Origin of the sequence: Streptomyces sp. NPDC018964, assembly GCF_044390325.1 — a bacterium.
In the GTDB taxonomy this organism is placed as follows: domain Bacteria; phylum Actinomycetota; class Actinomycetes; order Streptomycetales; family Streptomycetaceae; genus Streptomyces.
Genome location: NZ_JBIRYZ010000025.1, coordinates 71891 through 84426 on the forward strand (window position 1 = coordinate 71891; position 12536 = coordinate 84426).

The following is a 12536-nucleotide window of genomic DNA, read 5'->3' on the forward strand; positions in this document are numbered from 1 at the left end:
ACTTCTGCTGAGTACGGGAGGAAGCTGATGGAGGCGTACACCCCGGTCTTCCCTGGCAGCGGCACCGTGATGGAGGAGGCGTGGCACAAGGTGCACGCCGACGGTGAGGCGAGGGGTGAGGCCAACGCTGTGCTTCGGGTTCTTGGGGCGCGGGGTGTCGAGGTCTCGGACGCTGTTCGAGAGCGGGTGATGGCCTGTGCGGACCTGGGCGTCCTGGAGGGTCGGCTCGACCGCTCGTTGACCGTGGCGAGCGCCGAGGAGCTGTTCGCCGGGGAGTAGCGCGTACGGATGCGCGAGGGGCGCCCGGTGGGTCGTTCACCGGGCGCCCCTCACTCGCGTACGGCCCTCTACAGCTGCTCGATCACGTAGTCCACGCACTTCGTGAGCGCCTCGACGTCCGCCGGGTCGATCGCCGGGAACATCGCGACCCGGAGCTGGTTGCGGCCGAGCTTGCGGTAGGGCTCGGTGTCGACGACGCCATTGGCACGCAGGACCTTGGCGACGGCGGCGGCGTCGACCTCGTCCGTGAAGTCGATCGTGCCGATGACCTGGGAGCGCTTGGCCGGGTCGGTGACGAACGGGGCCGCGAACTTCGCGCTGTCCGCCCAGGTGTACAGGCGGGTCGAGGAGTCCTTCGTACGGGCCGTGGACCAGTCGAGTCCGCCCTGGCCGTTGATCCACTCGAGCTGCTCGTTCAGCAGGAACAGGGTGGCCAGCGCCGGGGTGTTGTACGTCTGGTTCTTGCGGGAGTTGTCGATCGCCGTGGGCAGGGAGAAGAACTCCGGGACGTGGCGGCCGGAGGCGTGGATCCGCTCGGCGCGCTCGATCGCGGCCGGGGAGAACACGCCGATCCACAGGCCGCCGTCGGAGGCGAAGGACTTCTGCGGGGCGAAGTAGTAGACGTCCGTCTCGGCGATGTCGACCGGGAGGCCGCCCGCGCCGGAGGTGGCGTCCACCAGGACGAGGGCGCCCTCGTCGGCGCCGGCGACCCGCCGGATCGGCATGGCGACGCCGGTGGAGGTCTCGTTGTGGGTGAAGGCGTAGACGTCCACGCCCGCCTCGGCGGCGGCCTCCGGGTGCGTGCCCGGGTCGGAGGAGACGACGGTGGGCTCGGCGAGCCACGGGGCGAGCTTCGCGGCCTTGGCGAACTTGGAGCTGAACTCGCCGAAGGTGAGGTGCTGCGACTTGTTCTCGATCAGGCCGTGGGTCGCGACGTCCCAGAACGCGGTGGAGCCGCCGTTGCCGAGGACCACCTCGTAGCCGTCGGGGAGCCGGAACAGCTCGGAGATGCCCTCGCGCACCTTGCCGACCAGGTTCTTCACCGGGGCCTGGCGGTGGGAGGTGCCCATGAGGGACGTGCCGGTCGCGGCCAGCGCGTCCAGCGCTTCCGTCCGCACCTTGGAGGGACCCGCACCGAAACGACCGTCGGCGGGCTTGATGTCAGCAGGAATCCGGATCTCAGCCACGACCGGAGCCTAGCGGCTGCGGGAAACCCGGGCGAAACATCGTCCGTCCGCTGAGACGAGCGGTGGGACGGACGTGAGACGGGTGCCGGGACGGAAGGGGACGGAGGGCGAGACGGAAGAAGGGGGACGGAGGGTGAGGCGGAAGGGGACGGGTGGCGGACGGGCCGGGGGGGAGGCCCGCCCACCACCCGCGTCGTTCACCCGCCGAGCTTCACCGGAAGCTCGTACAGGTCGTTCTGGGTGACCACCGGCTTGTTGCGCAGCTCGCCCGCCGGGACCGCCAGGTCCAGCCCGGGGAAGCGGGCGTACAGGGCCGGGAGGGCCACGCCCGCCTCCAGGCGGGACAGCGCCGCGCCGGGGCACACGTGCGGGCCGTGCCCGAAGGAGATGTGCCGGCTGGCGCTCTCCCGGGTGATGTCGAAGTCACCGGCCGTCGGGCCGTGCGCCCGCTCGTCGCGGCCGATCGCGGCGTACGACACGATCAGCGCGTCACCGGCCGGCAGGACCTTGTCGCCCACCGGTACGTCCTCGGTCGCGAACCGGATCAGCACGTGGGACGTCGGCGTGGCGTACCGCAGCGTCTCCTCGACCACCGCCGACCAGTCCGCCTTGCCGGACAGCACCAGTTCCCGCTGCTTGGGGTGGAGGGACAGGTTGACCACCGCGTTGACGATGAGGGAGATCGTCGTCTCGTGGCCGGCCGCCACCATCAGCTGGAGCGTGGCGACGATCTCCTCGTCGGTGAGGCTGTCGCCGTCCTCCGACGCCTGGATGAGCGCGGAGGTCAGGTCGTCGCCCGGGTTCTCGCGCTTGTGCGCGACCGTCTCGGCCATGATCCCGGCCAGCTCGGTCAGCGTCGCGATGACCTCTTCGGGCGGGGTCTGCGTGGAGAAGAACTTCTCGAAGAGCTCCTTCAGGCGCGGCAGCCGCTCCTCCGCCAGCCCCATCAGGTCGGCGATGACGTACATCGGCAGCGGGTAGGCGAACACCGCCTTCAGGTCGACCGTGTCGCCGGGCCGGTCGGCCACCTGGTCCAGCAGGCCCTCGGTCAGCTCCGTGATCCGCTCCCGCATCCGCTCCACCCGGCGCGGCGTGAGCGCCTGCGCGACCAGGGTGCGCAGCCGGCGGTGGTCGGCGCCGTCCACGGTGAGCATGGAGCGGGGCGGGTTGGCCAGCCCGATCAGCGGCCAGTCCGGGGCGATCTCGCCGCGCTTCCAGGCGGTCCAGACGTTGATGTCCTTCACCACGCGCGGGTCGGTGAGCAGTTTCTTCGCCTCGGCGTGGTGCGTGACCGCCCACACCGGTACGCCGCCCGGCAGCGTCACGGCGGCCAGCGGCCCGGCGGCCCGCAGCGCGGCGCTCTCCCCGTCCAGGTCGGAGACGAAGGGGTCGAGGGGGATGCGGGTCTGTTCGGTGTCGGTCGTCGTGATGTCCGTACCAGCCGTCATGCGGGCGAGCCTCCAAGGGCGGGAGTGGGTGTGAACGTGACCGGGAGTTCGGACAGCCCGCGCAGCCACGGCGACGGGCGGCGGGCCAGGTGCGCGGCCGGCACCGCGAGGTCGATGTCCGGCAGCCGGTCCAGGACGACCTCGATGCCGGTCCGGGCGATCACCTCGGCGATCTCCTGCGCCGGGAACGGGCAGCGGTGCTCCCCGTGACCGAAGGAGAAGTGCGCGCTGTTGCCGCCGGTCAGCGCCGAGCCGTCGGTACGCACCTGCGGGTCGGAGTTGGCGCCCTGCAGGCCGAGCAGCAGCATGTCGCCGGCGCGGACGCGGCGACCGCCGAGCTGGGTGTCGCGGGACGCCCAGCGGGCGGCCACGTTCTGGGTCGGCGTGTCCTCCCACAGCACCTCGTTCATCGCCTCGGCGACGCTGTTGCGGCCCCCGAAGAGGGAGGCGGCGAACCGGGCGTCGGTGAGCATCAGGTGCAACGAGTTGCCGATCCAGTCGGCGGTCGGCTGGTGCCCGGCCGCCAGCATCACCATCAGGTCCTGGACGATCTCCTCCTCGGTGAAGCCCGAGGAGTCGGCGAGCATCCGGGACGCGACGTCCTCGGCGGGCGCGCTCTTGCGGGCGGCCACCAGCCGCGTCATCGACGTGAACAGGTGGGTCTGGCCCGCCAGCGCCCGCTCCCGTCCGTCGATCATGTCGTTGAGGGCGGTGACCAGGCCCGGGCCCTCCTCGTCGGAGAAGCCGAAGAGCCGGGCCAGCACCCGCACCGGCAGCAGCATCGCGAACTCGCCGATCAGGTCGGCGGTGCCCTCGGGGCAGATGTCGTCGATGAGCTCGTCGGCGAACTTCTCGGCGTAGCGGCGCAGTTCGAACGGGTCGACCGCCTCCAGCGCGTTCCCCAGCATCCCGGCCCGCTCGCGGTGCCGCTCGCCGACGGTGTACAGGATCGACGGCTGCCTGCGGCCGATCATCGGCAGCAGCGGCCAGTCGTCGGGGATGTTCTCCCACTGGTTCCACAGCTCGGAGTCGCGGCTGAACAGCACCGGGTCGCCGGTGATCTGGTGCAGCTCGCGGTAGCCGAGCACCAGCCACGCCGGGGCGTCCCCGTCCAGCACCACCGGGACGACACTGCCGTGTTCGCGTCGCATCTCCCGGTACACGCGAGCCGGGTCGTCCTGAAGCAGGGACCCTTGGAAGCGGACGGCGTCGGGGACGGAGGCGGGACTCACACCAGCTCCTGACGGGGGGTTCGGACCGGGGCGGCGTACAGGGCCTGGATGTGCTCCACCAGCGTGATCAGCACGATCTTGCTGGACTCCCGCGACCGCGCGTCGCAGTTGACCAGCGGCACGTGCGGGTCGAGGTCGAGGGCCTCGCGGATCTGCCGCGGGGTGAAGGTGGGCCCGCCGAAGTCGTTGCAGGCCACGATGAACGGCGTGCCGTGCTTCTCCAGCCGGTCGATGGCGTACCAGGAGTCGTCGATGCGCCGGGTGTCGACCAGCACGACCGCGCCGAGCGTGCCGGAGAACAGCCGGTCCCACAGGAACCAGAAGCGTTCCTGCCCGGGCGCCCCGAACAGGTACAGCACGTTGCGGGTGTCGAGGGTGATGCGGCCGAAGTCGAAGGCGACGGTGGTCGCGGTCTTGCCGCTCACCCCGCTGGTGTCGTCGACGGCCTCCCCGGCCCGGGTCATCGTCTCCTCGGTGTTGAGGGGACGGATCTCGCTGACCGAGCGGACCATCGTCGTCTTGCCGGCGCCGAAGCCGCCCACGACCACGATCTTCAGGCCGTTGTCGGCCGACGCGTCGAGCGGCGTACGCGTCTCAGAGGTTGCGGAGTCCAACGAGCACCTGCTCCAGGATGTCGGGGTCGGGTACGGCGGCCTTGCGGGGGTGACGGGCGCTGACCCGGCCCGCCGCCTGCAGGTCGGAGAGCAGGATCCGGGTGATGCTCACGGGCAGCTTCAGCTCGGCCGCGATCTCCACGACCGCCGTGGGGCGTTCGGTCATCCGCAGGATCGCCGCGTGCTCGGACTGCATGCCGGGCACCGGATCGCACTCGGCGACGACCAGGGTCACCAGGTCGAAGGGGTTGTCGGGACCGGACCGGCTGCGCCCCCCGGTGAGGGTGTAGAGCCGGTCGGGGGAGTCGTCCCTGCCGGGCCTGCTCATGAGGTGCGCGGCTGCGCGGTCAGGTGCTCGCCGAGCTGCTCCACGAGCTCGCTCATGTTGTGCCCGACGAGTCCGGCGTCCGCGTCCTCATCGGTGATCACGGCGAGGTGCGCGCCCTCGCCGGCCTCCACGATGAACAGCACACCGCCGTAGAACTCGGTCATCGCCGAGCGCACGCCGCCGCTGCCGTCGCCGAACTCGACGGAGGCGCCGTGCGACAGCGACTGGATGCCGGCGGCGATGGCGGCGAGCTGGTCGGCCTGGTCGGTGGAGAGCTCCGGGGTGCGGCACAGTTTCAGGCCGTCACGGGAGAGCACGAGCGCGTGCCGTGCGCCCGGCGTCCGCTCCAGCAGGCCCTCTATCAGCCAGGTGAGCTTCTCGTCGGCGGTCGTCGTGCCGGTCATGAGGTGGGGTCGCCTTCCGGGGTCACGGGGGTGGGGTGTGCTTCGGGGGTCACGTCGGTGGTGGTGCCGGTGGTGGTGCCGGTGTCCGGGTCGGCCGTGTCGTCCGGGGTGGGCGGGCGGACGGCCTGACGGAAGCTGCTGAAGCGGGCGGTGCGCGCCTTGGTCTCCTCGGCGGTCGGGGCGGGCCGGGGGGTGGTGTCACGGTTGCCCGGACGCGCGCGCTCGGCCTCGGCGAGGGTGCGGCCCCGACGGCGGCGGGGCAGTACGAGCGGAGGCGTGCCGGAGCCCCGGTCCGGGGACTCGTGGGTCGGCACCGGGTCGGGGTCGAGGTCGGCGCCCGCGCGGGAGGCCGCGTAGGAGAGGGCGGGGCGGGGGCTCCCGGGGAGGGTCGGCCGGCCCGCCAGGGTGGTGCCGGTGCCGGTGCCGGTGCCGGTGCCGCCGTCGCCGTTGCCGTCGCCCGCGGTGACGTGGCTCGTCTCCGGTTCCGGCCGGCCGGGGGCGGTTTCCGCGCGGTGACCGTGGGGGTGGGAGAGGGGGCGGGCCGACTCGTCCGCCGGGGGCTTCGGGGTTCCGGAGCCGGGCGCCTCGATGAGCGCTGCAGGGGTCGTGGGGACGGACGGGATGTCGGCCGAAGCGGTGGTGCGGGCTGTGGACGTGGCGGTGCGGCCGGTCGTCGCGGTGGTGCGGCCGGTCGTCGCCGGGGTCGCGGGGGCCGCGTCCGGTGGTACGAGGATGTCCTGCGGGACGAGCATCAGGACGCCCGTGCCGCCGCGGGCGGAGGGCCGGTAGGAGACCCGGAGTCCGTACCGCCGGGACAGCCGGCCGACCACGGCGAGGCCGAGCCGGGTGCCGGTGAGGCCCCCGAGTTCGGCGGACTCGCCGGAGACCGCGCGCTCGGCGCGACGCAGCTGCGCCTCGCCCATGACGAGCCCGCTGTCCTCGACGGACACGATGACCCCGGCGGGCACCTCCTCGACGTAGACGTGGACCTCGGCGGTCGGCGGCGAGAAGGTCGCGGCGTTGTCGAGGAGTTCGGCGAGCGCGTGCATCACGCCCTCGGCGGCGTGTCCGGCGACCGCGGTGTCGCTGGTGGAGTGGACCCTGACCCGCTGGTAGCCGCTGATCCGGCCCATGGCGCCGCGCAGGATCGACTCCATGGCGATGGGCCGGGCCCAGCGGCGGCCGGAACGGGCGCCGGTGAGGACGGCGACGGAGTCGGCGAGCCTGCCCGCCTGCGCGGTGCGGTGGTCGAGGTGGAGCAGGTCGGCGAGGACCTCCTCGTCGTGGTGCTTCTCCTCCATCGCGCGCAGGTCGGCGAGCATGCCGGTGGCCAGGGCCTGCATGCGGCCGGCCGCGTTGGCGGTCGCGGACAGGGCGGCGGCCCGGGCGCCGTCGGCCTCGCGCAACCGGGTGGTCAGCCGCGCGTTCTCCGCGGTGAGCCGGTCCCGGTCCGCCCCGAGCCGGTCCCGCTCCTCGGCCAGCCGGCCGAGCTCCTCCGCGTGGTCGCGGGCCGACCGGGCGGTGTGGGCGTCGTGTTCCTCGGTGATGAGGCGCAGCTTCTCGGCGTGTTCCTCGGCGAGCCGCCCCAGTGCGGCGGCGTGGTCGTCCGCGAGCCGGGCCCGCTCGTCGGCGTGGTCCAACGTCAGACGGGCGGTGTCGGCGGCGTGCTGCTCGGTGAGACGGGCGGTGTCGGAGGCGTGCTGCTCGGTGAGGCGGTCGCGTTCGGCGGCCAGGGTCTCGGCGAGGTGGTTGCGCTCCCGGTCCAGTTCGGCGGACAACCGGGCGCGCTCGCGGGTGAGTTCGCCGGTCAGCCGCTCGTGCTGGCGGCGGGACTCCTCCGTCAGCCGGGCGCGCTCCTGGAGCAGCCGGCCGACGTCCTGGGTGACGGTCTCCAGCCGTGCCCGGGCGGCCCGCGCCGACAGGACGGCGTACGTGGCCACCGTGGCGGCCGCGCACAGGAGCACGGCGGCGATCGCCCCGACCACCATGACGGAGCCGATCGCGTCGTCCGGGACGAGGAGGAGGGCGGCGAGGACCGCGGCCGCGGCGATCGCCGCGGTGAGCAGGGGAACGGGCAGCAGGCTGCGGGGGGTGGGGCGGTCACCGGGGAGCAGGGGGGAGGTCATCAATCAGGGTCCTCGGTCGGGTCCTCGGTCGGTCCGCGGGCGTGCGCCGTCCTGTCTGCGCGGCCCCCGGGCGGGCTCGATGGCGATACCGGACCTGATTCGGAGGGGTCATTTCCCGAACGGGGTCCGACAACTGTGCGCAACTCGCGGTCACTATAGGGGAGTTCGTGATCGGCTTGGGAAGATTCCGCTTCCGTTTTCGGTAATGGGCCTTTCGCGTGCGTGCCCCGTGCCCTTCCCGGTGTGCACGGGACGCGTGTGCCGTCACCCGCCGTCCGGTCCCCGGCGGGGGGCATCCTGAGGGCATGACGGATCACCGGGAACTGTCGGCCGGGCTGCGGGCGGCCGTGCGCGGCGAGGTCGACTTCACCGCGACCGCGCGGGCGCTGACCACGATGGACGCCTCCAACTACCGCCGGGTGCCGCTCGGCGTGGTGGCCCCGCGGGACGCCGACGACGTGGCGGCGGCGCTGTCGGTGTGCCGGACGTACGGCGTCCCCGTGGTGCCGCGCGGCGGCGGCACCTCGATCGCGGGGCAGGCGACCGGCACGGGCGTGGTGCTCGACTTCACCCGCCACATGAACCGTCTGCTGTCCCTCGACCCTCGGGCGCGCACGGCGGTCGTCCAGCCCGGCCTCGTCCTCGACCGCCTCCAGGAGGCCGCCGCCCCGTACGGCCTGCGCTTCGGCCCGGACCCCTCCACCCACAGCCGCTGCACCCTCGGCGGCATGATCGGCAACAACTCCTGCGGCTCCCACTCGGTGGCCTGGGGCACGACCGCCGACAGCGTGCGCGAGCTGTCCGTCGTCACCCCGCGCGGGGAGCGGCTGCGACCGGGACGGGCGTGGGCGGGCGCCCCGGCGGGACTGCGGGACCTGGTGGACGGCGAACTGGCCCGCCTGCGCACGGCTTTCCCCGACCTCCCCCGCCGCATCTCCGGATACGCCGTGGACGCCCTGCTGCCCGAGCGGGGCGCGGACGTCGCCCGCTCCTTCTGCGGCTCGGAGGGCACCCTGGGCGTGCTCACGGAGGCGGTCGTGGGCCTCGTACGGGCACCCCGCGCGCGTGCGCTCGCCGTGCTGGCGTACGCGGACGAGAGCGGGGCCGCGGAGGCGGCGGCGGGGCTGTTGCCGTACGGTCCGCTGACCGTGGAGGGCATGGCGGCCGACCTGGTGCCGCCCGCGGCGGACCTTCCGCGCGGCGGGGCCTGGCTGTTCGTGGAGACCGGCGGGGACACGGAGGCGGAGGCACGCGCGCGTGCGGAGACGATCGTCCGCGCGGCGGACGCCGGGGACGCCCTGGTGGTCACCGACCCGGCACGGCAGCGCGCGCTGTGGCGCGTCCGGGAGGACGCGAGCGGTACGGCGACCCGCATGCCGGACGGCACGGAGGCGTGGCCCGGCTGGGAGGACTGCGCGGTGCCGCCCGCCCGGCTCGGCGCGTACCTGCGCGACTTCCGGGCCCTCATGGCGGACCACGGGCTGCGCGGCACCCCGTACGGGCACTTCGGGGACGGCTGCATCCACGTCCGCATCGACTTCGACCTGCTGACCGGGCCGGGCGTCGCCCGCTTCCGGAGCTTCTCGGAGGAGTTGGCCGGTCTGGTCGTGTCCCACGGCGGCTCCCTCTCCGGCGAGCACGGGGACGGGCAGGCACGGGCCGAGCTGCTGCCGCGCATGTACGGCGCGGAGACGGTCGCCCTCTTCGAACGCGTGAAGGCCGTCTGGGACCCGGACGACCTGCTCAACCCCGGCATGCTGGTCCGCCCGGCGCCCCTGGACACGAACCTCCGCTTCTCCGTCCTCCCGCGCGAACCGGTCGACGTCGCCTTCGGCTATCCCGCCGACGGCGGTGACTTCTCGGCGGCGGTACGGCGCTGCGTGGGCGTCGCCAAGTGCCGTACGACGTCCGTGTCGGGGCCGGCGGTGATGTGCCCGTCGTTCCGCGCGACGGGCGAGGAGGAGCACTCCACGCGCGGGCGCGCCCGCCTGCTGCACGAGATGCTCGCGGGCGAGCTGGTGACCGACGGCTGGCGCTCCACGGAGGTACGGGACGCCCTGGACCTGTGCCTGTCCTGCAAGGGCTGCCGTTCCGACTGCCCGGTCGGGGTCGACATGGCCACGTACAAGGCGGAGTTCCTGCACCACCACTACGCGGGCCGTCGCCGCCCGGCCGCGCACTATGCGATGGGGTGGCTGCCGGTGTGGCTGGGCTGGGTGGCGCGGACGAGGTCGGCGGGGGTGGTGAACGCCCTCGCCTCGGTGGGGCCGCTCGAGGGCGCGGCGAAACGGCTGGGCGGGATCGCGGCCGAGCGGGAGATCCCCCGGGTGGCGGGGGAGACGTTCACGCGGTGGTGGCGGGGGCGGGGAGGGCCCTCCGGTGACGGGAGGCTGGTGGTCCTGTGGCCGGACACGTTCACCGAGCACCTGTCACCGTCGGTGGGCCGGGCGGCGGTACGCGTACTGGAGGCGGCGGGCCTGCGGGTGGCGCTGCCCCCCACCCTGCGGCCGGGTAGCCGCCCGGTCGGTGACGCCCGCACCCGCTCGGCCCTCTCCCTGCTGACGGCCCGCAGGGGCCGGGTCTGCTGCGGCCTGACGTACATCTCCACGGGTCAGCTCGACCGCGCACGCGCGGTGCTGCGCCGCACCCTCGACCTCCTGGAACCGGTCCTCGCCACGGACGCCCCCCTGGTCGTCCTGGAACCGAGCTGCGCGGCGGCCCTGCGCACGGACGCCCCGGAACTCCTCCACGACGACCCCCGCGCGGCCCGGCTCGCCGCACGGGTGCTGACCTTCGCGGAGGTGCTGGAGCGGCACGCCCCGGACTGGACCCCGCCCGCGCTGAACCGCCCGGTCACCGGCCAGACCCACTGCCACCAGCACGCGGTGCTGGGCGAGGCCGCCGACCGACGGCTGCGCGAGGCGGCCGGACTCACCGGCGACCTGGCCGGCGGCTGCTGCGGACTGGCGGGCAACTTCGGCTTCGAGGCCGGCCACTACGAGGTCTCGGCCGCCTGCGCCGAGGACCAACTTCTCCCGTCGGTGCGTGAGGCCCCGGAGGATGCGGTCGTCCTGGCCGACGGCTTCTCCTGCCGGACGCAGTTGGAGCACCTGGCGGGCGTACGGGGGCGGCACCTGGCGGAGGTGCTGGCGGATGCTCTGGAGGAATAGGTGAGCAGTCGCCGCCCTGGTGTCCTCGGCGCGCTCAATTGAGCCGCTCCAGATCTCCGCCGCGGAGCGGCCCGAGACGTAAGGGCCCGCGCGCACGGGTCCGTCGGTCGGGCTCAGGGCGTCGTCTCGCCCCGTACCAGCGGTCCGCACACCGGCTGGACGCCCTCAGGGAGGTCGTCCGGGCGGCACCAGCGGGCCTCCAGGATCTCGAAGGGGTCGAGGCGCAGTTCGCCGCCGAGCAGGCGGGCCTCGTAGGCCACCTCCATACGCGTACGGAAGCCGCTGTTCAGCATGACCAGGCGGCCCACCTCCACGTCGAGGTCCGTCTCCTCCTTGACCTCGCGCACCACCGTCGCCCGGAAGTCCTCGCCCTTGCGGGCGAAGCCGCTCGGCAGGCCCCACTGGCGGCCCGGCGGCCACATCCGGTGCCGCAGCAGCAGCACCCGCCCCTCGTCGTCACGCACCACACCGGTCACGCCCACCACGTATTTGGTGTGCAGCAGCCACATGATGCGGCTCTGCACGGGGCGCAGGAGCCGCCAGATACGGGCAATGAGTCGGCGCACGGGACCTCGGACGGTGTGGGAGCGGACGCGGGTGATCACCGGTAGGAACGGTACCCGCCGGGTCCAGGTGATGAACGGAGTTGACCTGGGCGGGACGGGGACCGCATGGTCAGGTATATGAGTGCTTCACGGTGCTGACTTGGTTCAATCCACTGGACTGGGGAGTTCATCAGGATGCACACTCGGTACAGGCAAGTGTCCGCTCCGACGTCCCTGGAAGGCCCCGTGACCACCCCCAGCGCCACCACCCCGTCCACCACAGCAGGGACGGGGCAGCACGGCCACGCGCCCGCCCCGGCCGGCGCCCCGCGCGGACGGGGTTCCCTCGGGCCGGTCGGGCTGGTCCTCGCCGGCGGGGTCTCCGTGCAGTTCGGCGGCGCGCTGGCGGTGACGCTGATGCCGCGGGCCGGCGCGCTCGGGGTCGTGACGCTGCGGCTGCTGGTGGCGGCGATCGTGCTGATGGTGCTGTGCCGGCCGAGGCTGCGCGGACACGCGCGCGCCGACTGGGGCACGGTGATCGCCTTCGGCGTCGCCATGGCGGCGATGAACGGGCTGTTCTACCAGTCCGTCGCCCGCATCCCGCTCGGCCCTGCGGTCACGCTGGAGGTCCTCGGCCCGCTCGCGCTGTCCGTGCTGGCCTCCCGGCGGGCGGTCAACCTCGTGTGGGCCGCCCTGGCCCTCGCCGGCGTGTTCCTCCTGGGCGGCGGCGGCTTCAGCGGTCTCGACCCGCTGGGTGTGGTCTTCGCACTGGGTGCCGGCGCCATGTGGGCGGCGTACATCGTCTTCAGCGCGCGTACGGGGCGCCGCTTCCCGCAGGCGGACGGTCTCGCCCTCGCCATGGCCGTGGCGGCGGTCCTCTTCCTGCCGCTGGGCGTCGTCGAGTCCGGTACGAAGCTCCTCGACCCGACGGTCCTCGGCCTGGGCGCGGCGGTCGCCGTGCTGTCCTCCGTCCTCCCGTACACCCTCGAACTCCTCGCCCTGCGCCGCCTGCCCGCCTCCACCTTCGCGATCCTGATGAGCCTGGAACCGGCCCTCGCCGCGGCCGCCGGCTTCCTCGTCCTCGACCAGGCCCTCTCCGCCATGGAGGCCGCCGCCATCGCCCTGGTCATCGCGGCGAGCATGGGAGCGGTGCGGACACAGGTGGGGCGGGGGAAGGCCGACGGCGCCGGACTGTGATCCGGC

The 12536-nt window shown here is 73.5% G+C and carries 11 protein-coding genes; 3 read left to right on the forward strand and 8 right to left on the reverse strand.

Features of this window, described 5'->3' with window-relative positions:
• The first annotated feature begins 27 nt into the window (after positions 1-27).
• Entirely contained in the window at positions 28-279 is a 252-nt protein-coding gene (locus ACH5AO_RS30685; RefSeq protein ID WP_398930306.1) for a hypothetical protein, read from the forward strand.
• A gap of 68 nt (positions 280-347) precedes the next feature.
• On the opposite strand, the gene serC is transcribed toward ACH5AO_RS30685, so the two are convergent.
• From serC to ACH5AO_RS30720, 7 genes are all read right to left on the reverse strand, one after another.
• Positions 348-1466, reverse strand: coding sequence for a phosphoserine transaminase (gene serC, locus ACH5AO_RS30690; protein WP_398930308.1), 1119 nt, complete (start codon positions 1464-1466; stop codon positions 348-350).
• 197 nt (positions 1467-1663) lie between these two features.
• Positions 1664-2914, reverse strand: coding sequence for a cytochrome P450 (locus ACH5AO_RS30695; protein ID WP_398930310.1), 1251 nt, complete (start codon positions 2912-2914; stop codon positions 1664-1666).
• On the reverse strand, positions 2911-4146 hold the full coding sequence (locus ACH5AO_RS30700; protein ID WP_398930312.1) for a cytochrome P450: 1236 nt from the start codon (positions 4144-4146) through the stop codon (positions 2911-2913). Before ACH5AO_RS30700 ends, ACH5AO_RS30695 begins: the two co-directional genes overlap by 4 nt.
• A complete protein-coding gene (locus tag ACH5AO_RS30705; protein WP_398930314.1) occupies positions 4143-4760 on the reverse strand; it encodes a GTP-binding protein in 618 nt (205 codons plus the stop codon). Before ACH5AO_RS30705 ends, ACH5AO_RS30700 begins: the two co-directional genes overlap by 4 nt.
• Complete coding sequence (locus tag ACH5AO_RS30710; protein WP_398930316.1) at positions 4741-5088, reverse strand: DUF742 domain-containing protein; 348 nt, start codon at positions 5086-5088, stop codon at positions 4741-4743. Before ACH5AO_RS30710 ends, ACH5AO_RS30705 begins: the two co-directional genes overlap by 20 nt.
• Positions 5085-5492, reverse strand: coding sequence for a roadblock/LC7 domain-containing protein (locus tag ACH5AO_RS30715; RefSeq protein WP_030869010.1), 408 nt, complete (start codon positions 5490-5492; stop codon positions 5085-5087). The genes ACH5AO_RS30710 and ACH5AO_RS30715 overlap by 4 nt, the downstream gene beginning before the upstream one ends.
• Positions 5489-7618: an ATP-binding protein gene (locus tag ACH5AO_RS30720; RefSeq protein ID WP_398930318.1), complete on the reverse strand. Its 2130-nt coding sequence runs from the start codon at positions 7616-7618 to the stop codon at positions 5489-5491. Before ACH5AO_RS30720 ends, ACH5AO_RS30715 begins: the two co-directional genes overlap by 4 nt.
• A gap of 305 nt (positions 7619-7923) precedes the next feature.
• Between ACH5AO_RS30720 and ACH5AO_RS30725 the strand changes: the two genes are divergently transcribed.
• Positions 7924-10788 (forward strand): FAD-binding and (Fe-S)-binding domain-containing protein, encoded by a 2865-nt coding sequence (locus ACH5AO_RS30725; RefSeq protein ID WP_398930320.1) that lies wholly within the window; start codon positions 7924-7926, stop codon positions 10786-10788.
• 113 nt (positions 10789-10901) lie between these two features.
• Here the strand turns inward: ACH5AO_RS30725 and ACH5AO_RS30730 are convergent, their stop codons facing one another.
• Entirely contained in the window at positions 10902-11354 is a 453-nt protein-coding gene (locus tag ACH5AO_RS30730; protein ID WP_398930322.1) for an NUDIX hydrolase, read from the reverse strand.
• Between the two features lie 225 nt (positions 11355-11579).
• Between ACH5AO_RS30730 and ACH5AO_RS30735 the strand changes: the two genes are divergently transcribed.
• A complete protein-coding gene (locus ACH5AO_RS30735) occupies positions 11580-12530 on the forward strand; it encodes an EamA family transporter (RefSeq protein WP_398930324.1) in 951 nt (316 codons plus the stop codon).
• Positions 12531-12536: the final 6 nt, after the last annotated feature.

Coding starts and splice junctions, on each gene's coding strand:
- ACH5AO_RS30685 (WP_398930306.1), top strand. CDS start 28: ATGGAGGCGTACACCCCGGTCTTCCCTGGCAGCGGCACCGTGATGGAG.
- ACH5AO_RS30715 (WP_030869010.1), bottom strand. CDS start 5,492: ATGACCGGCACGACGACCGCCGACGAGAAGCTCACCTGGCTGATAGAG.
- ACH5AO_RS30710 (WP_398930316.1), bottom strand. CDS start 5,088: ATGAGCAGGCCCGGCAGGGACGACTCCCCCGACCGGCTCTACACCCTC.
- ACH5AO_RS30695 (WP_398930310.1), bottom strand. CDS start 2,914: ATGACGGCTGGTACGGACATCACGACGACCGACACCGAACAGACCCGC.
- ACH5AO_RS30725 (WP_398930320.1), top strand. CDS start 7,924: ATGACGGATCACCGGGAACTGTCGGCCGGGCTGCGGGCGGCCGTGCGC.
- ACH5AO_RS30720 (WP_398930318.1), bottom strand. CDS start 7,618: ATGACCTCCCCCCTGCTCCCCGGTGACCGCCCCACCCCCCGCAGCCTG.